The organism is Mesorhizobium sp. M0496 (assembly GCF_040321205.1).
Classification (GTDB): Bacteria; Pseudomonadota; Alphaproteobacteria; order Rhizobiales; family Rhizobiaceae; genus Mesorhizobium.
On record NZ_JAMYRC010000029.1, the window covers coordinates 49,044 to 69,561 of the forward strand.

The 20,518-nt window shown below is 59.9% G+C and carries 14 protein-coding genes and 10 pseudogenes; 7 read left to right on the top strand and 17 right to left on the bottom strand.

Annotation, left to right across the window (positions count from 1 at the left end; all coding sequences use genetic code 11):
- Positions 1-46 precede the first annotated feature (46 nt).
- Positions 47-559 (bottom strand): hypothetical protein, encoded by a 513-nt coding sequence (locus NKI73_RS22445; RefSeq protein ID WP_156942073.1) that lies wholly within the window; start codon positions 557-559, stop codon positions 47-49.
- Between NKI73_RS22445 and NKI73_RS22450 the strand changes: the two are divergent.
- Positions 462-1,652, top strand: a pseudogene (locus tag NKI73_RS22450) (DUF2130 domain-containing protein). The gene NKI73_RS22445 and the pseudogene NKI73_RS22450 overlap by 98 nt on opposite strands.
- A gap of 102 nt (positions 1,653-1,754) precedes the next feature.
- On the opposite strand, the gene NKI73_RS22455 reads toward NKI73_RS22450, so the two are convergent.
- Positions 1,755-2,003 carry a hypothetical protein gene (locus NKI73_RS22455; protein ID WP_023775552.1) on the bottom strand — a complete coding sequence of 83 codons (249 nt, stop codon included), beginning with the start codon at positions 2,001-2,003 and terminating at the stop codon, positions 1,755-1,757.
- A 67-nt stretch (positions 2,004-2,070) separates the two neighbouring features.
- On the opposite strand from NKI73_RS22455, the gene NKI73_RS22460 reads away from it, so the two are divergent.
- Both NKI73_RS22460 and NKI73_RS22465 read left to right on the top strand, forming a co-directional pair.
- The gene (locus NKI73_RS22460) at positions 2,071-3,261 is read left to right on the top strand and encodes a DNA-methyltransferase (protein ID WP_352633029.1); all 1,191 of its coding nucleotides are present in this window, start codon (positions 2,071-2,073) and stop codon (positions 3,259-3,261) included.
- 34 nt (positions 3,262-3,295) lie between these two features.
- Positions 3,296-4,336 (top strand): hypothetical protein, encoded by a 1,041-nt coding sequence (locus NKI73_RS22465; RefSeq protein ID WP_023785135.1) that lies wholly within the window; start codon positions 3,296-3,298, stop codon positions 4,334-4,336.
- On the opposite strand, the pseudogene NKI73_RS22470 reads toward NKI73_RS22465, so the two are convergent.
- From NKI73_RS22470 to NKI73_RS22500, 7 genes and pseudogenes are all read right to left on the bottom strand, one after another.
- Positions 4,333-4,614 (bottom strand): annotated as a pseudogene (locus tag NKI73_RS22470) (IS3 family transposase); the annotation flags it as partial. The gene NKI73_RS22465 and the pseudogene NKI73_RS22470 sit on opposite strands and share 4 nt — an antisense overlap.
- 34 nt (positions 4,615-4,648) lie before the next feature.
- On the bottom strand, positions 4,649-6,022 hold the full coding sequence (locus tag NKI73_RS22475; RefSeq protein WP_352633030.1) for an IS30 family transposase: 1,374 nt from the start codon (positions 6,020-6,022) through the stop codon (positions 4,649-4,651).
- Positions 6,023-6,068: 46 nt separating this feature from the next.
- Positions 6,069-6,689: pseudogene (locus tag NKI73_RS22480) on the bottom strand (IS3 family transposase); the annotation flags it as partial.
- On the bottom strand, positions 6,690-8,057 hold the full coding sequence (locus tag NKI73_RS22485; protein WP_352633031.1) for an IS110 family RNA-guided transposase: 1,368 nt from the start codon (positions 8,055-8,057) through the stop codon (positions 6,690-6,692).
- A gap of 235 nt (positions 8,058-8,292) precedes the next feature.
- Positions 8,293-8,547: pseudogene (locus NKI73_RS22490) on the bottom strand (transposase); the annotation flags it as partial.
- A gap of 272 nt (positions 8,548-8,819) precedes the next feature.
- The gene (locus NKI73_RS22495; protein WP_023785128.1) at positions 8,820-8,972 is read right to left on the bottom strand and encodes a poly-gamma-glutamate hydrolase family protein; all 153 of its coding nucleotides are present in this window, start codon (positions 8,970-8,972) and stop codon (positions 8,820-8,822) included.
- Positions 8,973-9,098: 126 nt separating this feature from the next.
- Positions 9,099-10,249: pseudogene (locus NKI73_RS22500) on the bottom strand (RHE_PE00001 family protein).
- 95 nt (positions 10,250-10,344) lie between these two features.
- Here NKI73_RS22500 and NKI73_RS22505 point away from each other — a divergent pair.
- Positions 10,345-10,785: pseudogene (locus NKI73_RS22505) on the top strand (Mu transposase C-terminal domain-containing protein); the annotation flags it as partial.
- 171 nt (positions 10,786-10,956) lie between these two features.
- Here NKI73_RS22505 and NKI73_RS22510 read toward each other — a convergent pair.
- The 7 genes and pseudogenes from NKI73_RS22510 to alr form a co-directional block, all read right to left on the bottom strand.
- A pseudogene (locus tag NKI73_RS22510) lies at positions 10,957-11,211 on the bottom strand (type 1 glutamine amidotransferase family protein); the annotation flags it as partial.
- An 18-nt stretch (positions 11,212-11,229) separates the two neighbouring features.
- Positions 11,230-12,510 carry an NAD(P)/FAD-dependent oxidoreductase gene (locus tag NKI73_RS22515; protein WP_031241863.1) on the bottom strand — a complete coding sequence of 427 codons (1,281 nt, stop codon included), beginning with the start codon at positions 12,508-12,510 and terminating at the stop codon, positions 11,230-11,232.
- Positions 12,511-12,757: 247 nt separating this feature from the next.
- Positions 12,758-13,564: an ABC transporter permease gene (locus NKI73_RS22520; RefSeq protein ID WP_023785122.1), complete on the bottom strand. Its 807-nt coding sequence runs from the start codon at positions 13,562-13,564 to the stop codon at positions 12,758-12,760.
- Positions 13,564-14,316: an ABC transporter permease gene (locus tag NKI73_RS22525; RefSeq protein WP_023785121.1), complete on the bottom strand. Its 753-nt coding sequence runs from the start codon at positions 14,314-14,316 to the stop codon at positions 13,564-13,566. The genes NKI73_RS22520 and NKI73_RS22525 overlap by 1 nt, the downstream gene beginning before the upstream one ends.
- Positions 14,317-14,438: 122 nt before the next feature.
- A complete protein-coding gene (locus tag NKI73_RS22530) occupies positions 14,439-15,224 on the bottom strand; it encodes a transporter substrate-binding domain-containing protein (RefSeq protein WP_502909590.1) in 786 nt (261 codons plus the stop codon).
- Between the two features lie 42 nt (positions 15,225-15,266).
- Positions 15,267-16,085, bottom strand: a complete 819-nt coding sequence (locus NKI73_RS22535; RefSeq protein WP_352633032.1) for an ABC transporter ATP-binding protein — start codon at positions 16,083-16,085, stop codon at positions 15,267-15,269.
- Between the two features lie 97 nt (positions 16,086-16,182).
- Complete coding sequence (gene alr / locus NKI73_RS22540; RefSeq protein ID WP_051410265.1) at positions 16,183-17,355, bottom strand: alanine racemase; 1,173 nt, start codon at positions 17,353-17,355, stop codon at positions 16,183-16,185.
- A 693-nt stretch (positions 17,356-18,048) separates the two neighbouring features.
- Here alr and NKI73_RS33700 point away from each other — a divergent pair.
- The 3 genes and pseudogenes from NKI73_RS33700 to NKI73_RS22550 form a co-directional block, all read left to right on the top strand.
- Positions 18,049-18,294: pseudogene (locus NKI73_RS33700) on the top strand (IS110 family transposase); the annotation flags it as partial.
- Positions 18,295-18,349: 55 nt separating this feature from the next.
- Positions 18,350-18,502, top strand: a pseudogene (locus NKI73_RS22545) (transposase); the annotation flags it as partial.
- A 25-nt stretch (positions 18,503-18,527) separates the two neighbouring features.
- Positions 18,528-18,728: a hypothetical protein gene (locus NKI73_RS22550; protein WP_023785115.1), complete on the top strand. Its 201-nt coding sequence runs from the start codon at positions 18,528-18,530 to the stop codon at positions 18,726-18,728.
- A gap of 327 nt (positions 18,729-19,055) precedes the next feature.
- Here NKI73_RS22550 and NKI73_RS22555 read toward each other — a convergent pair.
- Positions 19,056-20,470, bottom strand: a pseudogene (locus tag NKI73_RS22555) (M20 family metallopeptidase).
- Positions 20,471-20,518 lie beyond the last annotated feature (48 nt).

A 20,518-nucleotide genomic window follows, 5' to 3' on the forward strand; every position in this document is an offset into this window, starting at 1 on the left:
CGCATTGCTGCCATTCGCAACGCGGATGATGAAGGTCTCCGATGGGTCAAAGGCGTGAATTTGACGACATCACGGTCTCAATCAGCGCGGATAGAAATTTCAGTTTCGAACGGAAACGCGAAGCTGAAATAGCTGGCGGAATTGCCGGCGCAATGAAAGAATCAGGCCAGCGAACTTTCAGCCACGTCCAGGCGAAAAAGACAGAATTCGGCATTTGCATGCGATCTCGACATTTCGAAAAATACACGTCGAGGTAATCGACCTCTGTGGCAATCGAGTCGAGGCTGAGGTTGCCGCCGCCCGCGCAGGCGATCATTCCGAAAAACAAGTTTAAGAAGCGCCTCCCCTGGCTTTGCGGCGGGAGAAACCCCATCAGTTCACTATTTGTTCTTTTCCGAAAACGCCTGGCGAGATATAGTCTAGCGTGTCCTAAAACAGATTCCTCAGGGAGCAGCGCGCAGATGACCATCCAGCCGAACAATACCATGCTGCAGGGGGACAGGATTCTCAATGAGCCGACAATCAGCTGCCCAAGCTGCAAGACGGAAATCAAGCTCAATGAGTCGCTCGCGGCCCCTTTGATTGCCGCCACGCGTGAGAATACGAATTACGCCTGGCGCAGAACAAGGCATCGATGGCTGCCAGAGAAGAGGAGCTTAAGCGCCAGCAGGCCGAGATCGCCGCCGCCAAAGAGGACATCGACAACCAGGTGGCTGAGCAAATCAAGCTTGAGCGTGCCGGAATCGCGATCGAGGAAGCCCGCAAGGCAAAACTGCTGCTTTCGGTAGACCTAGAGGACAAGGACAGGAAGCTTGCCGAACTGGAGGCGACGTTGAAGGCGCGCGACGAAAAGCTCACCGAGGCCCAGCAGCAACAGGCGGAATTCCTGAAAAAGCAGTGTGCGCTCGACGACGAAAAGCGCGAGATGGCGCTGACCATCGAAAGGAAGATCCAGGAGGGGCTGGACGCCGTTCGCGTCAAGGCGAGGTCGGAAGCCGAAGACGGTCTTAAAATGAAGGTTGCGGAAAAGGAAGAACAGATCGCCGGCATGCAGCGTCAGATTGAGGAGCTGAAGCGCCGAGCGGAACAGGGTTCCCAGCAGCTGCAGGGCGAGGTTCTGGAGCTCGAACTGGAAGCCCTCATTGCCAGCCGGAGCCAAGGTTGGCTGGGGAAGCTCAGGGCGGATCAACGAGCCGCCAAAGCGGATATCGCGCTTATGATCTCGGAAGCGCTCCCTCCCGGTGTGGAAACCTTCGATCTTCTGGACGGGGTCTATGTCGCCCATCCCAAATGCGCGATGCCGATCGCAATCATGCTGCGACAATCCCTTATCGAGCTGGCGAACTCTCGCCTCGCCCAGGACGGCCAGGCTACCAAAATGGAGCAGGTCTATGGCTATCTGACCGGTCCGCGGTTCCGCCATCGCGTCGAGGCGATCGTCGAAAAGTTCTCTTGATATGCAGGAGGACCTGGCCAGGGAACGCAAGGCCACAACACGCCTATGGGCCAAGCGCGAGGCTCAGATACAAGGCGTAATCGAGTCGACCGTCGGGATGTATGGCGACTTGCAAGGCATCGCCGGAAAGGTGATGCAGGAGATTGAGGCCTTGGATGTGCTGGCAATAGAAGCATCTCAGCCCGATGCCGAATAATATCCGCGGACGCCGAAGCTAATCCCTCTGCAGCTTCCGCTGCCGCTCTTGCCGTCTACGTGTCCATCGCTGGGCTGCGGAGAACTCCACACTCCAGTCCGGCTAGCCTTTCTGATCGAGCCAGACGCCTATTCGACTTCCGACTAAAGCACCTGCGGCAGCTAGGATCAGAGCTACAGTCAAGAAACCGAATCCGGTCGCGCCACCCATCCCAACGACACCAACACCGCCGATCGACATGCCTGCTACGCCACCGACTACGGCGCCGCTCGTCGCCAACTTTATTTCTTTTGAGTGTATGTTGGCTAGTTGCGCGGCTTTCGCGGCACCACTTCGAAGAAATTGCTTCATCGTTTGTCTTTTCGAAAATCATTAGCGGATTAATCGGCGTCAGTGGCGCATGCTTTGGAGCAACCGAATGACCCTCCTCCCAGTTGACGTCCAGACGTCAAACGATCTAGACTCGCTTCCTTCAAGAGGTATCGATTCGATGACGCTGGCGCCAGGGGTAATCAGAGACTCTATCGTGGAGTTCCTCGCGACAGCAGTGGACGACGCGTCAATCAGTGAAATCACGTCGGGTGTCCGAACAACCCTGGGCGAAGTGCCAGTTTCGTCGGTGCGATCATACCTTAACATCAACACGCCGGACTTATTCGAACGTACCGAGCGCGGGCGTTACCGGCTGAAGGCTAATGGCCATTGCGGGCGAGCGGAGCCAATCGCCTCGGCGAAGATCGGCAAGGCGCTCATTTTCCAGGCGGATTGTTTCGAGTGGTTGGCCAACCGGCCCGAGCGCTCGATCCACGCGTTTGTGACTGATCCGCCGTATGGTGTGGTAGAATATACCGAAAAGGAGAAGGAAAAATTGCGCACCGGCAAGGGGGGAGTCTGGCGCTTCCCGCCATCGTTCGATGGGCACGTCCGCGCCCCACTTCCCAGGTTCACGATCCTCAGCGAGAACGACCGCAAAGATCTTCACGCCTTCTTCAAACGCCTCGGCGTTCTGATGCTGCGTGCTGGCGTGCCGGGAGCCAACGTCGTCGTCGCCGCAAACCCTTTGCTTGCGCACATTGTCGGCAGCGCCATGTCGGAAGCCGGCCTCGAACTGCGGGGATACCTCGCGCGCCAGGTGATGACTATGCGCGGCGGCGACCGGCCGAAAAATGCTCATCACGAATTTGATGGCGTTTCCGTCATGCCCCGCTCGCAATGGGAACCTTGGGTGGTCTTGCGAACGCCTCTAGAAGGTCGGGTCCAGGATAACCTTCGTAAGTGGGGTACAGGTGGCTTCCGTCGGCCTTCGGCCGACCAGCCCTTCGGCGACATGATCAAGTCGCGCCCGACCCCGTCGAGTGAACGAAAAATCGCGAACCACCCGTCTTTGAAGCCTCAGGCCTTCATGCGCCAGGTCGTACGCGCGTCACTACCGCTCGGCAAGGGCGTCGTGTGCGATCCATTTATGGGCGGAGGATCAACGATGGCGGCAGCGAACGCCATTGGCTACGAAAGCCTGGGTGTCGAATTGGACGAGAAGTATTTCACGCTTGCCAAGAAATCGATCAAGCAATTGGCGGCAATCGAGGTGTCGGAGTCGATTTTGGCCTGATTTCAGCTACGGTCAGATTGGGGAGATCTGATTCGTGACGCCAGACGACATCATCGAAGACATGATCAAGGACTTCCGGGGTGAAGGACTCGGTCGCCGGATCCGAAAATACGTCGGCGGCCTTCTTCCCGCCTTTTGCGATTTCCTCCTCGAAATCCCGACGCCAGGTCGTGGTTTCTCCAACTTCGATGCCTTCCTCGCCGAATATCCGCTCATCACCGAGGGTGTAAGCACGTTAACCGTGCGATACGGCAAAGGTCAGAAAACGATCCGACCGGCGTACGAGCGGATCCATTATTTCTATATCTTCGAGAAAAAGCGCCTTGGCTTCCCGCGGTCCCCACCTTACGCGACCGGCAAGTGGGGCGACTATCGGCATTGGCTGGATGCTCTCGTCACGTTCAGCGAAGAACAACTCGTTGAGGTCCGCGAGCGGGCAAAGCAGTTCGTGCTCGATGAAATGGAAGCCGTCGTCTTCGATCCTTCGTTGGTTCGTGTAGACCCACCGGTATTTAAGCTCCTGCTTGAGCAGTTCGATTTCCGAGCGCGAGCGAAAGGCGAGCCGACCGGGGCCGTCTTCCAAGCGATGGTGTTCGGTTTCATTCGGGCTGACGCGCCTCACCTCCAAGTCGAGGCGAGAAAGGTCCGTGCAGGGTCCGCTCGAACGAAGGGCATAGGTGACATCGATGCCTGGGAGGGTGACCGGCTGATTATCTCGGCGGAGGTGAAGCACTTCGTCGTCAGCATGGACCAGGTGGCCACGTTCGAACATTTCTCCCATGAGGTCCGTCAGCGCGCCGCCTTGGGCATGATTGTAGCGGAAGGCTTCCAGAACGGCGTCCGAGAAGCGATCGAGGAAAACGGGCTGATTGCGCTCGCACCGATCGATCTATTGGGGATCGCTCGTCTTTGGGACCCGCTCAAGCAACGTGCAGCGCTCAGCGCCTTCCAATGGGTTGTCGTCCATATTGAGCAGTCGCCAGGACTGATCGAGCGTCTAGACAAGTTCCTTGTAGAAATCGGCTATAAGGTCGCTTTGACTGGCCTGCTGCCGGTTTTTCGGACACGAGGTTAAGCTAACATAGCTTGTTCCTCGAACTCCACGGGGCTAAGATAGCTCAGCGTCGAGTGCCTCCGCCGGGGGTTATAGAAGCATTCGATGTAATCGAACACATCCGCTCTGGCGTCATCCCTCGTCCTGTAGACCTTGCGGGCTGTCCGCTCGGTCTTGAGCGACGAGAAGAAGCTCTCCATCGCAGCATTGTCCCATACGTTGCCCGACCGGCTCATCGAACACGTAATGCCGTGATCGGCCATCAGGCGCTGGAACTGCTCGCTCGTGTATTGGGCGGATTCAAGCGATCGTCGCAACACCGATTGTGTTCACTCATGGCAACAACTCGTCAAGCGCTTCTGCCGGCGTTTTCCAACCCAGGGTCTTTCTCGGCCGTGCATTGAGGGCCGCTGCCACGGCGGCGATCTCGTCGGCGCTGTGAATGCTCAGGTCGGTGCCTTTCGGGAAGTACTGACGCAGCAGCCCATTGGTGTTCTCGTTGGTGCCGCGCTGCCATGGGCTTTGCGGATCGCAGAAGTAGACCCGCACACCCGCATCGATCGTGAGACGATCGTGCTGGGCCATTTCGGCTCCCTGATCCCAGGTCAGCGAACGGCGTAGCTCTTCGGGCAAGGTGATGATGGTGCGCGTAATCGCGTCACGCACGGCCTCAGCTCCATGTCCCGCGAGCGCAGGTCCGTTCTTCGTGCGCGGAGCTTCGCCATGCCCCACGAGCCGGGGAAGATGCAGTAGCATCGTGAAGCGCGTCGTGCGCTCGACCAACGTGCCGATCGCCGAGCTGCCAAGACCGAGGATGAGGTCTCCCTCCCAATGTCCCGGCACCGCTCGATCGGCCGCTTCGGCGGGACGCTGACTGATCATGATCTCCGGTGAGACAAAGCCCTTGCCTCGCCTACGTACGCGCGCCCTGGGGACCCGTAATACACGTCCTGTTCGCAAGCAGGCCGTCAGCTCGCGGCGCAGCACTCCACGGCCTTGAACGAAGAGGGCCTGATAGATGGCTTCGTGGCTGATGCGCATCGTCTTGTCGTCCGGGAAGTCGATCGGCAAGCGTCGGGCAATCTGCTCCGGGCTCCAGGCCCTGGCCCATCGCCGATCCTTTCGCGGGCCATGCCGGCGGCCCTTCCACGTAACGGTGGGACCATGAACGAGAGCGCCGCTCGGGGCCACGACAACGCCAGCAAGTCTCTCCTCCACATAAGTGCGCAAGGTTGCGTTGAACGCAAGCTTGGTCGGCTTGGGCCGACGGGCCGATCGATCCGCATGCCACTGAGCAGTCGTCGCCCGATACTCCAACCCGCCGCTGCGGGTGGCCGCGTTGCGCCGCAGTTCACGGGAAATTGTCGAGGCGGACCGACCGAGCCGGCGCCCAATCTCCTGCATGGAATGGCCCTGTACCCTGAGAAGTGCGATCTCTTCGCGCTCCACCAATGACAGGTACCGCCCAGAGAGCGGCTTCGCCGAGGATCTGAACATCGCTGGTGGCATACCGCCCGCCTTTCGGAACCATCTGGTTCCTACAGGCTGCGACACTCCGGCTTCGAGCGCAGCATCTTCGCTGCCCAGCCCCGCGGCGATCGCCCGCCAGAATCTAATCTGTTCATCGCGCCCCGCCACAGGCGGCCGTCCTGGTGAAGGCAATGGCGCTCGTCCAGACCGTGCCGATCGCCGCTTTCGAATGCTCATCGCAACCTCCAACTTCAGAGTGTTGCGACGACCGCTTGAATCCGCCTTGCGATCCCTGGTCGGAATGATGCAGCAGGCTGTCGGGCTTGCCCCGGCGCCAGATCGCCATGATGAGGGCGTCGGTGACGAGCTGTGCTGTCATCTCGGCCTTCATCGCCCAGCCGACGACCCGCCGGGAGAACAGGTCGACCACGGCGGCAACGTAGAGCCATCCTTCGGCGGTCCAGATATAGGTGAAGTCGGCGACCCATTTCTGGTTCGGCGCCGAGGCCTCGAAGGCGCGGTCAAGGAGGTTGTCCGACACAACCGCTCGCTCGCCCATATCCTTCGGCAGTCCGCGGCGCCGAGGCCTGGCACGCAGACCGTTCTCCCGCATAAGCCTCTCGATGCGATGCAGGCCGCAGGACAGCCCCTCAGCCAGCACGTCGTGCCAGACGCGACGGGCGCCATAGGTGCGGTCGCTGCTCTTGAAGCTACGGTCGATCCTGGAAACGAGGATTTCGTCATCCCGGGAGCGAGCGCTGGGGCTGCGGTCGAGCCAGGCATGGAAGCCTGAGCGGGACACATCCAGCGCACTGCAAAGCCATGCCACCGGCCAGATGTTCCGGTGCCTCGCGATGAAAGCGAACTTCACGTCACTTCCCTCGCGAAGTAGGCTGCGGCCTTCCTAAGAAACAGCCGCCTCAGTGTCGCATGGAACAGCTTGCAAAACGAAGCCCAGCGATTTGGCGCGCCGCTTCAGATTGGCGAGGACACGGCTGCGATATTGTTCCTCATAGTGATCGGCGCCCGGATCCCTGTAGGTCATGCCGTGCCTGAGGGTGTTGTAGAACAGGACCGCAATTTTGCGGGCGGTCGCCGTCACGGCCTTCGCCTTGCCCGCACGAGAGGACAGCCGACGATAGAATGCTCCGAGCGCCGTATCGCTCCGCCCGATAGTCGTGGCCGCCAACCGCAACAGCGCTGCTGCCCGGCTGGATGATCTCCGCGTGCGTGAAGAGAGCACCTTGCCGCCGGAGATTTTGTTCCCCGGCGCGAGACACAGCCAGGAGGTAAAGTGCTTGGCGCTCGGCCAAGCTCTCAGATCCGTGCCGCACTCGCCGATAAGCTTCAACGCGAGTGACGGACCCAATCCATGGATCTCGGTCAGATCAACGCCAAGCACGCCGTATAGAGCGGTCCTCACATCGAACGATGGTGTATTGACCTGCTTGGTCTTCACCCGCGGCCTGGGGAGCTTGCCGACCGGCTTGGTCCCTTTGTCAGTCAGCGCCGCTATCAAGGATTCCAGCTTGCGATCGCAGTCGAGCATCTTGGCCTGATAGGTGTCGTAAAGCTCCAGCGACTGGGTCAGGGCGAAGACATGTTCGTCCCGGTCGTTGCCCACCAGTGCAGCGCGGATCGTCTCGATAGAGGAATGGCAGCGCACATCGCGGTAGGTCGCCAATACATCGGGATTGCGCTCGCCCGCTACAATCGCCCGGATGATCCGCATACCGGTCGCGCCGGTGATGTCGGAGACAACGTGGTGAAGTTGCAGATTCATCTCCATCAGGGCCTTCTGCATGTGCTGGATATGGGCGGCTGCGTATTCCACTAGCCGCTCTCGCTGACGCAGATAGGCGCGCAGAGTTGCGATCTCGGCATCAGGACGGAAACTCCCGCGTAACAATCCGTAGGAATGGAGCTGGCGGAGCCACGCGGCATCGCTGACATCTGTTTTGCGCCCAGGCACATTCTTGGCGTAACGCGCATTGACCAGAATGACCTCGAACCCGTGCTGCTCAAGAATCTCATAGGCCGGGATCCAATAGACCCCGGTGGATTCCATCGCGACACTGGTCACGCCGCACGCTTTGAACCAGTCCGCCAGATCATGCAGGTCTTGCGTGAATGTGCCAAACGCTCGCACTGGCGTATCAGTGCAGCCCGGGTCGACCGCTGCCATGTGCATTTTTGATCCGATGTCGATGCCAGCGGCACCAGCATTGACCGGCTTCAATTCCGGGCGGTCACCGGTCTTCCTTTTGGGCATAGCAAATCCTCCATACGATTGTCGGCAGGAGGGTCTGGGCCATGCTAAATCTTCATCTTCCTAATCGGGATCACCGCAGGAACGGCGTCACCACTCTCAAGTTCGCATGCACCCATGGACCACGTTTTTTAACGGGGACTGTGCCTCCAATAAGCTGACGGCCGCTACCCTCCGAGGTCCGAGATAGCATGGGCTGTTTCTACCGCGCACAGGCGGGCCATGGCCCGTGACAGTTTTTTAGGATGTCGCGCTCCGCCTTCAGCTTCGCCACTTCCTTGCGTAGCCGGTCGATCTCCTGCTGCTCCGGCTTCATTTGCCCATGACCGGGAAACGCATGCTGCGGATCGGTCGACAGCTCGCGCACCCATTTGCGCAGCACATTCTCGTGGAGATCGAGGTCGCGGGCAGCCTGGGCCACCGCAACGCCCCGATCCTTGATCAATCTCACCGCCTCAAGCTTGAACTCGCGGCTGAACTTCCTTCTTTGCATTCCAACTCTCCAGTTCCGTTAAACACCTTATCTCGGTGTCCACGAAACCGGCAGCAGGCCAGACGTCCGAAGCTGAACGCGCGGTCGTCGAAGCTGAGGAAACCGACAGATGAAGGGCAAGGAAGAGCGTCAGCGGTGCCGTGTTAAGATTGCCTTGGCTCAACATCGCACCCCGCGACCCTGATACTGGCCCGAGCGGTGCAGGGTTTCCAGCACCGCTTCAACGTTACCTCGATCCCCTTCCGGCAACTTGAAACGTCGGCACGAATTGCTCAGATTCCGTATTCGATCCGTCCACCGTGCGGCGCGACACGCCACGCCAGAGTCTCGGTCGAGAGCGAAATGTCGTAATCGCTGCCAGCCTGCTCATGAGCGGCCAAGTCGGCAAATGACGCGTATGTGTCTCCGGGCTTCGGCTTCGTCATTATCGTCCGCTTCCGAATTATGTCGCGGTCACTCCCCTCCCTGTTGGCCCAATCGGCCTACGCCGATTGCGTATTCAGACGCTCTGACCGGTGGCAATCAATCTTGGCATTCTACTACTTTAGCCTTCACACGATTCCCCACGCTCGGTAGCGCCCGCGGCCCGTCACCTCGCGGATGCCGAGTTCGGCGACGAGGTCGAGCGCGGCGCGCTGGCTGATTTTCAGCTCGGCCGCAATCAGACCGGCCGACACCACCGGCCGCGCCAGCACGAGCTCGACCAACGCCGGCAGACTCGAGCTTTTTCGCCGGCTCCTGAGCCGACGCTCCATCTGGGTTTGGCCAGCGCCAGCCGGTCGAATTCCTTGAGCCCGGCGGCTTCGGCGAATGCGTCGAGGCCAGCAAGCAGCCGGGTAGTCCGGTCGCGCGCCCGCCGCCGCTCCCACGGAATGATCCGCAGTCCGGCATTCAGGCAAAAAAGATGCGAGCCAACCTTGCCGAGCTCCCTGAGCAGCGCGGCGACCAGCAGCGTGCCGAGCCAATGCTGGTTCTGCAGCGGCTCGATGTCTTGCCACGCCTCCCAGGCGATCGCCGCGGCCAGCACGGCCGGCATGTTTTCGCCGCGCAGCTTGTCGACGACGGCGAGCCAGTCGGCCAGCCGCTGTTCCTCGTCCCAGTCGAGATCGCGGATCAGCGGCCCGAGACTGTCCGGCAAGCCCTCCCGCGCGTTTGCCCCCTGCCCTGCCGTATTCACCTCCGGGCTGTCCGCCGCGCGCGGCGCGAACTTTTTGCTGGCCAGCAGCCGGCTGGAGCGGGCCAGCACGGCATCGATCTCGGCGAGCTCCTCGGCAAGAGCGTCCGCCTGGTCGGTGTCTTCAGCAAGGCTTTCGCCGGCGTCATCGTCCGCCCCGGCGGCCGCCGTCGCGGCATCGGGTTCGGAGCCGGCCTGTCCCGGACGCGCCCCATCGCGCCCGCCCTGCCCTTCGCGGCCGCGTAGCGCCATGACGCCAACGCGAGAAAGCGCCCAGTCGGGTGGGTGCAAAAGAATGCGGCGGCGGGCGCGCAGCACGGCATGCGCCCGGGTGAGTTCGTGGGTCGGGGTGCGGATGTCCATATGGGCGTCGTGCAGGACGAGGTCTTCGGTGTGGACGAGCTCACCGTCGAGCCACAGCGCGGCCGCTGCGTCAGCAAAATGCTGGCGTTGCAAAAAACCGTCGCGGACCGGGCTTTTGTGCACGCGTTCGTCGAGCCGAGCCAAAAGGTCTTCTGTCGCTTTCACTTCCCGATTTCAAACGCCCGAACGTCATGTGCCCGTTAGGTCTGGGCGGTAAGACAGCCACGATTTCCCGCTAACGATTTCACTGATCGCTCGATTTGCCGCACCGATTGCACATGCGAATACCCGCCCCTGCTTCTTTGTCGCCGGCTGATGAACAATGGCTGGCGGCGCGCCGCATAGCCCGCGAGTTGGACAGGATCCTCGATGGGGCGGGACCACGGCGCGCCACAGTCGATCGGGCCGCCGCCGAGCTGCGCCTGTGGACCCGCCAGGTCTACAATTTGCTGGCGCGCTATTGCGCCGATCGGACAGTGACGTCGCTGCTGCCGCGCACCGCCGGCACGCGGAAAAAGCGGCCTCATGAGGGCATCGAGGAGATCATCGCCGCGACACTGCGTGAGCAATGGCTGGTGCTGGAGGCTCCGCCGCTCGCGCCTGTCGTGGCCGAGATCCGCGCTCGCTGCCAGGAGGCCAGCCTCGCTGCGCCCTCCTACCTTACTGTCGCCCGACGCATCCCCTTGCTGTTCACGCCCGAAATCCGCCCGCCGCAAGGCGGCCACGGCATAGTCTGCCGCTTCAAAGATCGACGTCCGCTCAAGTCCGGACCCATGCACCAACGCCGTAAACCGCTTTCTCTTCATCAGTCCGTCCTTCGATCAAGGGCCGGACTCTAATCTCAGATGGAGGAAATTCTTAGGGGCAGGTCAGAGGTAATTGAACTCAACTGGGTCCACGAAATCCGATGTTGGCGCGACCTGCACTCCGCAACTGGAGGGGATCAAGCGCGGGGTGCTTCCTAGTACCTGCCAATCGGCGAAAACCCTACCGGATTTGTCGGCCACGTCACTCGCCAACCTAAGAGTGTCCACGAACAGCGCGAACGCAGAAAGAGTAAAGGAGCGGCCAAGGATGAAGCCAATTTTCAATCGGCCGCCCGCCGGAACTTGTTCCGCTGATTTCATGACTGTTTTTTACCTAATCTATGGGGCGTGGAACTTTACGCGTTGGGCGAGCATGTCGCGCGTTTGATATGCGGTGTAGGTGAGCTGCGCGGCCGCAAGACCCGCGAGGCCGAACGTACGGGTCAGTCCAAACGTGGTGAAGCTCTTTGGCACCGGTCTGCCCTCGGCTAGTGCTGCGGCAATTGTTTCACCCGCGACCGTGGTCGGGGCTATCCCATGCCCTCCAAATGCGACCGCGTGCCAGAGGCCGTCAGCGGTGCGACCAATCTGCGGCATCTTGTGGCGCGCGTAGCTCATCATTCCCCCCCAAGCGTGATCGATTTGAACGTCTTTGAGCTGCGGGTACACGCGTAGAAGGTCACGCCTGAGTAGGCGCGCGATAGCGGCCGGATCACGGTTGAACACCGAGATTCGCCCTCCCCAAAGAATTCGCGTGTCCTGTAACGGTCGGTAGTAGTCGAACGCGAAGCGCGTATCATAGACTGCATGCGACGCGTCAATTGCCTCGGCAAGGCGGGCACCGAGCGGCTCAGTTGCAATCACGTAGGTCGCGATCGGCAGTATGGCTTGCTCGATTTGGGGTGATACGCCTCGCGTGTAAGCACCGCCTGCGAACACGACATCTTTCGCCCGCACCGCGCCTTCCGGCGTACGCACGACGAAGCTCATGCCGTCGCGCTCAATCGCGCAGGCCGAGGATTGCTCAAAGACACGCGCGCCCCCTTGCATCGCCGCTTGGGCGACGCCGAGCACGTACTTGAGTGGATGGAAATGAAACGCGTTAGCCTCAAAGAGACCACCGTGATAGCGCCTAGTCCTCAACCGTGAGCGCAGCGCTTCCGTCGCGACCGGCTCCCATACAACGTCAAATTCTCGCTTCATCAGCGAGCGCAGTCCGTCCAGCCGAGACTGATCGTCGAACCAGTTTGCCAACATCACGCCCCGGTCGACGATGTCGCAGTCGATGGCGTAGCGAGGAATCCGCGCCCGGATTAAGTCGACTGCGTCGATTGTAAGCCGGTACAGGCGACGTGCCTCGTCGCGGCCGAGCGTGCGCAGCAGGTCGGCGTTATCGAGGCTGTAACCGCCGAAGACGAATCCGCCGTTGCGGCCCGATGCGCCAAAGCCGACCCGCTCGCCCTCGAGAACCACGACGTCGCGCACGCCGCGTTCCACGAGTCCGAGCGCAGTACATAGGCCGGCGAGCCCGGCACCGACGATGCAGACCTGCGTATCCAGTGTGCCCGTCAGTTGTGGGTAGACTTTGCGGGAAACAGTTGCCTCGTAGAAGCTCTGCATGGGAATCACGAATTTGGAGAAATCAGAAACAAGAAACCGAATGGGTTCCCGAACTCGGGGAGTCTGAACGTGTCATTTGAGTTAACCCCACGACTGATGGTTGCGCTCTCGCGACTGCGGATCGTGTCGAGTAATTTCTGCAAGCGAGGGATATCTTCGTCGTTCCGGGCACTCTGTTGGTGGAGCTTCCAATGATCACGGCCTTCGCGGCAGACTAGCTGCTCACCGCGCACCGGTTCAGCCCGCGTCACCCTACTCGGACCGGGATACGCGCCTCGAGACTATTGAAAAACCATACTAGGCATCCTGTGAGAACCATGTATGCCAATGCCAGCAGGAGGAATGGCTCGTATATGACGAATGTGTCCTGACGAACTCGGAGAGCAACGGCATAAAGGTCGATAACCGTGATCGTAGCGACGAGCGGTGTCGCTTTGAGCTGCCCCACTGTTTCACCAGCCAACGTCGGCAACGCCTTATGGACTGCTTGCGGCAACCAGATCCGGCGAAATAGTTTCCAACGGCTCATACCGAAAGCGCGTGCGGCCTCGAGCTGGCCGCGCGGCACGCCAGCCAAGGCACCGCGCATAATCTCGCCCACATAACCTGCGAAGGACAGCGTCAAGGCGAGTACAGCGTAAGGCCACGCCTGTCGAACAAGGGGCCAGAGATCGGATTCGCGAATCCATGGATATTGCGGGAAGAGCGAGCCAAGCCCATAATAGAGCAACCAGATTTGCAGAAGCAACGGCGTGCCCCGAATGACGGTGCAGAAAGCTTTCGCTGGAAGACTGAGCCAAATCGGCCCCGTCACTTGCGCGAGTCCAAGCGGCACAGCTAAGACAAATCCAAAAATACTGGTCACGATCAGAATCCAGATCGTTCGCCATAAACCGACAATTGCAAGCGTGTAGTAATCGGCAAGCCAGTCCCATCGCATTAAGACAGCTGCTAAGGTGATCAACGCAATGGCTATCGCGATCAAGGCAATGCGATGTGGCGCCAACAAGGCAACCGGGCGCCACCTCGCGGAGGCAGTGGGGGAATAGGTCATCAGCGGCTCTCCGCTATCGGCGGCTGGCCGCGCCTCGCCCAATGCTCGACGCCTCCAATCAGGACGTTGGAGATCAAGGTGAGCAATAAGTAAAGCATACCAGCGGCCATGAAGAAGGTGAAGTAGGCTTTTGTAGCGCCCGCAGCCTGTCGTGTTTCGAGGGTCAGTTCGTTGAAGCCGACAACGGCCAGAAGAGCTGTGCTCTTGAATGCGATCACCCAGAGATTCGCAAGACCTGGGATTGCGAAGGGCAGCATCGCAGGCAGAGTGATGCGTCGCATCAGCATCGTAGGCTTCATACCAAAGGCGCGTCCCGCCTCGATTTGGCCTTGCGGTACCGCGAGGATCGCGCCGCGCAGCACCTCCGTTGCATATGCACCTTGTACAAAGCCGAGCGCAACGATGCCTGCTATGGGGCCGCTGACGTCGATCCGTCCGTACCCGAGAATGTCTAGGAGGCGATTGATCAGGTCCGGAACCATGAAATAGATGAGCAGAATTAGCACGAGTTCCGGCACCGCTCGGATGAGGGTGGTGTAGACTTGAAGCAAATCGCGGAGTACATGTCCGCCATAGACCTTGCCGTATGCACCGCCAGTGCCAATAAGCAGTCCCAGGGAAAAGGCGCCGACGCCGATCTCGACTGAATTAATGAATCCGCGCAGCAGATTTCCGCCCCATCCAGGCGGCGTAGGTGCAAGCAATTCGAAAATGCCAGTCTGAGCCAGCGCCAAAAATAGAGAGTCGGTCATGAGCGCTTCCTTTAATGGCTTTGAGAATTGACCCTCACCAAGCTGTCCTATCTCCCACTTGCGAGGAACGGTGATTGCGAGGGTCGATTTGCCATGAAAATTTCACCAAGGAAAAAGTGTCTTCAGCCCCCATAGATGTCGAAATCGAAATACTTCCTCGTAATCTCGTCGTACTTACCGTTTGCACGGATTCTCTTGATCGCAGCGTTGATCTTTTCCTTGAGCTCGGTGTCTCCTTTGCGCAGACCCGCCCCGACGCCCGGCGCCATAATATCAGGATCATTGGCAACCTTGCCCTTAATCTCGCAGCAGGCCTTGCCCTGTTCAGTCTTCATGACTTGATCAATGGTAAGCGGGCTGGCCAGAATGGCGTCGATCCTGCCGGCGACTAGGTCCTGATTGATCTCATCCTGTGTCTGGTACGTTTTCATCTCGGCCAAGCTGTCTTTGAAGTGCTTGCTGGCGTAGACTTCGGCGTTGGTAGAGACCTGAATACCGAGGATCTTGCCCTTGAGGCCTTCAGGCGTAGGGTGCATCGCAACGCCCTTGGGGCCGGCAATCGTGTACCCGCTGTCACTAAAGTACTTGTCGGAGAAGTCGATCGTCTTTTTGCGCTTCTCTGTGATTGACATCCCGGCCATGATGACATCGATTTTCTTGGACGTCAGAGAAGGAATGATCCCGTCCCAAGCAACTGGCGTAACGACACAGTGGAATTTTGCCTCGGCGCAGATCGCGTCAATGATTTCAATCTCCCAGCCGACCCATTTTCCTGAGGCGTCCAGGGAGGCGAACGGTGGGGAAGGCTCTGCAGCGATTCCGACCTTCACCTGCTCAGCTTGCGCCATCAAAGTCGATGCGCAAAAGATTGCTACTGCTGTCAAAATTTTGGAAAGTACATTCATGATTGTTCCCCTTTACGGTTATTGTTGACGCTGGTTTTCCATCCGCTACGTTACTCTGCGGATGAACTGTTGAAGCCTCTCCGATTTCGGAGAGGCGAATATTGCTTCCGGAGGGCCTTCTTCCTCGACGCGGCCCTCGTGGAGAAAGACCACGTGGGTCGCGACCTCGCGGGCAAATTTCATTTCGTGCGTGACTAGGATCATGGTGCGGCCTTCACGGGCCAAGCCGCCAATGACGCCCAGCACCTCGCCGATGAGTTCAGGATCGAGTGATGAAGTTGGTTCGTCGAAGAGCATGACACGTGGCTGGACCGCAAGCGCCCGAGCGATTGCGCCACGCTGCTGCTGCCCGCCTGACAGAAATGCTGGGTAAACATCCCGCTTTTCCAGAAGCCCCACTCTTGCAAGCAGCTTCTCGGCATCAACGATCGCTACTTTCCGGCTGACGCCGAGCACATGAACCGGCACCTCGATCACGTTTTCGAGTAGGGTCATGTGGCTCCAGAGATTGAAGCTCTGAAAGACCATGCCGAGCCTGGAACGAATGCGTTCGATCTGCTTTCGGTCCGCCGGGACACTGTTCCCAGCGCCATGCCGCTTCAGGCGAATTTCCTCACCATTTACCCTGATAACACCGCTAGTCGGGTCTTCCAGGCAGTTGATACAGCGAAGTAGCGTTGATTTGCCGGAGCCGCTGCCACCGATGACCGCGACCACATCGCCGTCTCGCGCAGATAGAGAGACCCCCTTCAATACATGGAGCGCGCCAAAGTTCTTGTGTAGGTTCTCGACGTGGATCGCTTCGGCCGCGTCGTTGGCCACTGTATGGCGAGGGCTAGGAACCGCCGTTATAATGGCCGTCATTGCTGCCCGCTCTCCTGACTGAACATTGCTATTAGTAGGACTGACGGTGCTGTTTTGATTGCATTCATTCCGAATTCCTCTTTCTTGCCTTGGATTTTCAGACGTAGACACGGGGGATGTGATCTCGGAGTTGGGCATAGAGACCGATGAGGTCTGTGCCCCATTGAGCGGCGACCTCTTCCTGCGTGATTGTCTGGAGCCCTTGCTGCCCAAGCAGGAGCACTTGGTCGCCGAATCTCGCATCAGGGACGTCCGTAAGGTCGATGCGCAGGTGTTCGAGATGCGCGGGAGGAACCAAGCGCGCGCGCTGCCCCCTCACCAACGCTTCCGCCTGGACTGGGAGGTGACGCGGAAGGCCATCCCCCCACCCCATACCCAAGACACCGATCGTCATTCTCGACCGAAAACCGGGTATGTCTGGTATCGGCCCGAGAGAACCATCGATCCGCTTGACGGAGACGAGGCATGTCGAAATGGCTTTAAGGGCCGGCCGTAGGGTGACGGGCCGCGTGGGTCGATCCGTCTCGGGAAGACCGACAAACAAGGCCCCGGGATCCACCGCATCGAGATCCATCGCGGGATACTGAAGCACGGCTGCGGTGCTCGACATCATGGTGATAGGGGGACGAGTGCCGGACGCCTCGGCCTCCCGTAGAATCCGCTGCAGGCGCGAGAATTGCTCGCTTGCACCCGAAGGCGTCGATGTGGGCAACTCACTGAGATGGGCGTAGAGTCCCTGTACTTCGACGTCGTTACAGGCGTGCGCGGCCGCGAGAAGTCGACCCATCTCCTGCGGCGTGGCCCCGGCCCTGAAGAACCCTAGGTCGGCCTTAACAAAGATGCGGGTGGTGCTCATGGCCGCACGCCAGCGCTCCAGTTCATCCACGTTGGAGACGGTGACGGTGAGTCCGAGCGCTTCAATTGTTTTTGCTGCTATCGGCAGAGGACCGGGATAGAGCAGAATCGGGAGATTAATGCCAATTTCACGAATGGACATAGCATCCGGTAGCGTGGCGACAGCAAAGCCGTCAGCCCCCTCTGCCGCTAGGACACGGGCGACGGGCCCCGCTCCACAGCCATATCCATTGCGCTTCAAGCAGGCGAAAATTTTCACCGTTCCGGGCAGATGCGTGCGCAATTGACGATAATTGTGCCTGATCGCACCCAGATCGATTTCGTACCAGCTCTCCCGGGACGCCGCGCTTTGCCGGCCGGGATCAAATCCTGGCCATGAGGAATAATCCGTTTGAGTTTGCTCACTAGTTCGCATGTCAAACGATGGAAGGAATCGCAAAACTGGTCAATTTATTACGTTTTTGTGACGCCCTATTAATTTTACTGATATAGCCCAGGTCCTGCTTCGCAGCTACGAAGTCGGGCGAACTGATCCTTCACCAGTTTCTATCCCTTTGAGTTCGTTTTCGACGTGGGTTGTGGCCTGCTGGGCGGATGAAGCGACGGACGCTGGAGCGTAGCCTTCCGCATAGCGCAGCGCGAGCGACCGTCGCAGACTGAAGGTGGTGGCGAACTCGGCTGGTGTTAAGCGGCCACGGGGCACCGGGAGCACGTACGTGCGGGCGGGGCATCGTATGCAGATGAACTGCGAGTTCGCGAATTATCTGGATCTGGCCGCCCGTACGACTCGCCCGGGTGCGCTGCGACTCGTGGCCGCATCACGAAGCAGGGCCGCGGCCGTGGGCGGGGAATGCTGGTCGAGGCGGCATAGGCGGCTGCGCGCTCGCCGGGTCCTCTGCGCGCCTTCTACAAGCGGGTTGCTTCGCGTCGCGGGAAGCATATCGTGGGCCGTCGCGGCTGCGCGCAAGCTTGCAATGGTCATCTGGCACATGCTGAGCAAGGATAGCGATTACATCTGAGCCTGGCCGGCCTTGCTCGCCCGCAAGTTCAGATCGGTCGAGCTGCGCGCGGGACTCCCGACCAGGCATGCTAAGCGCGGCACCGCCTTCGACTATGCGCGATGGTTAGGATACCGAGCGTCAAGGAGGAGGACCATCGGCGCGTCGGCCGTGAACCCAAGGTTCTGGTTGGTGAGCGGACCTGCCATGTCAACCGGATCAAGGGCCTGCTGTTTGCTCAGGGCATCACCGGCTACGAGCCGCTGGGACGTGACCGGCGACGTCGGCTTGATGAGTTGAGGACCGGCGACGGCCGAGAACATCTGAAGGGGCAAATCCGTCGCGAGCTCGACCGAGGCCGAGCGCGACGCTCCGCTGGCAATCGAAGTCGCCGAAACTCCAGCAGCGACATTGCTCGATCTCAAGGGTATCGGCCCCGAGTGCGCCGCCATCCTCTACGCGGACGGGCTGTTCCGGCCCTTCGATAATCGCCGGCAGGTCGCCGCCTATGCCGGGCTCGCGCCGACGCCTTGGCAGAGCAGATCGGTCCAGCGTCTCGAAGGCCGGCACCCCCCGACTGCGAACGACGATGATCGAGTTGGCCTGGCTGTGGCTGCGCAATCAACCGAGCTCAGCGCTTACCCGCTGCTTCCACGAACGCGTGATGCGCAATCAGGGGCGCCTGAAAAAGACAACCATCGTCGCCCTTGCAAGGAAGCTGCTGGTGGCGCTGTGGAAATACGTGACCGCGGGCGTCGTCATCGAAGGTGCCGTCATAATGGCTGTCTGACAAAATCACACCGATACACTCATCCCTCGAGGCCTGATCAGCCTCGGCGGATCCAGGAGGCGAACCGAGATCCCAGCTGGCTAGGCTAGAATGCCGTATCAAAGACGGGTCTCGCCTTCTGGGCCCCTGCCGCCGCAAGCGGGATATTGGTGCAGCCGTCTCAAGCGGCGACCGTATGTGAGTTTGATTAGGCTCGATTGACCGAGCCGTGTCACGCAATCGGGCCCAGCTCTGGATTCCGCCACCAATTGGAGCAACACGATGCCGCCCTAACGCCCTAACACACCTCTTGACCTCAGCATCGCCATGCGAGCCCGGATCAAACACCTAGGAACGCAGGTCGTCTGGCGTGACCTCCGGCGGGATCGGGCAAATGTAGCGTCGCCCGCCGGTACGCTCCTTCAATTCTGCTTTGGCGCGAGCGATGATATCGGGATTGCGCAGGCAGTCGGCCGCCGTGGTGGCCATCGCCTTCGCCGCGAGCACCATACCCTTATGGGCTGCGGGCAGATTCCCTTGGGCGACGAGCTGCCACGTGTGGAACTGCGTACCGATAGCAAAGCAGGCCGTGTTGCACTGAACCGTGGGCACGATCCAGCTCACATCGCCCACATCGGTGCTGCCCATCATCACTTCTTCGCGTACAGGAATTGGAAGAAGCCCATCGTGTGTGTTGCCAGCGAACGATCAAAAGGCGCAACGCTTGATACAATCTCCTCCTTCGTGAGCGCGTTCTTTTGCAGTTGTTCGGCGAAAGCATAATCCGTCTCATCGAAGCCCGGGCGGCCGAGGCGCTTCATGTTCTCGTACATGACCTCCTGCAGCACTCTATTAGGCAGAACGTTCGAGTTTGCATCCGTGATCTGCACCTTGACGGCGGTTTCCGTCATCACCGCCGCGCCATCAGCGATCTTCGACACGCGCTTGAACAGGCGCTCCGCCTCCGGCAAATTCGGCGAACGCACTAGTGATTCCGCATAGGCCTGCACCACGTTCGGCGCATCGCCGCCAGTGTTCGTAATGGCGTAATGGACGCGGGCATCGGAGGGCATGTGCTCGCGCATGTAATTCACGCCGACGTTCATCAGTTCTACCGCGTCGAGCGCGCTGCGGCCTAGGTACGGAGAAACCGCCGCATGCGACGCGCGGCCCGTGAAGCAGAAGCGAGCCTGGATGCAGGCGAGGAAAGAGGTGGTCTGCACCTGGTTGACAACGCCAGGATGCCAGCAGCAGGCGGCCATCGAGATCATCGAAGAGACCAGCCCGTGCCATGAAAGTCTTGCCTGAGCCGCTCTCCTCCGCCGGGCAGCCGTAATAGCGCACCGTACCTGCGATGCGTCCCGCTGCAAGCGCGTCCTTCAACGCCACGGCTGCGAGCGCAGATCCGGCACCCAAAAGATTATGCCCGCAGCCATGCCCGGGCGCGCCCTTGGTGGTAGGCTTGTGCTCGGTCACGCCCGAAACTTGCGCGAGAGCCGGCAGCGCATCAAACTCGCCCAGAAAACCGACGATGGATCCGCCGCCTCCACGTTCCGCCACGAAGGCGGTGGGTATGCCGCCGACGTTTTTCATGATACGAAAACCCTCGCGCTCTATAAGGTAATCTGCTCAGCGACCGAGCGATGCTCCTCGAAGGCGAGTTCCGGCATGGTCCAGATGCGATCACTGAGCGCACAGTAATCGGCGCTCTTGGTGTCCACACGCCGGGCGATTTCATGCAAGCTCAGGCGGTCGTTGTGCATGTCCAGTTTTTTCACGTTCTCGATGTCGCGCGCGGCTTTGAAAACACA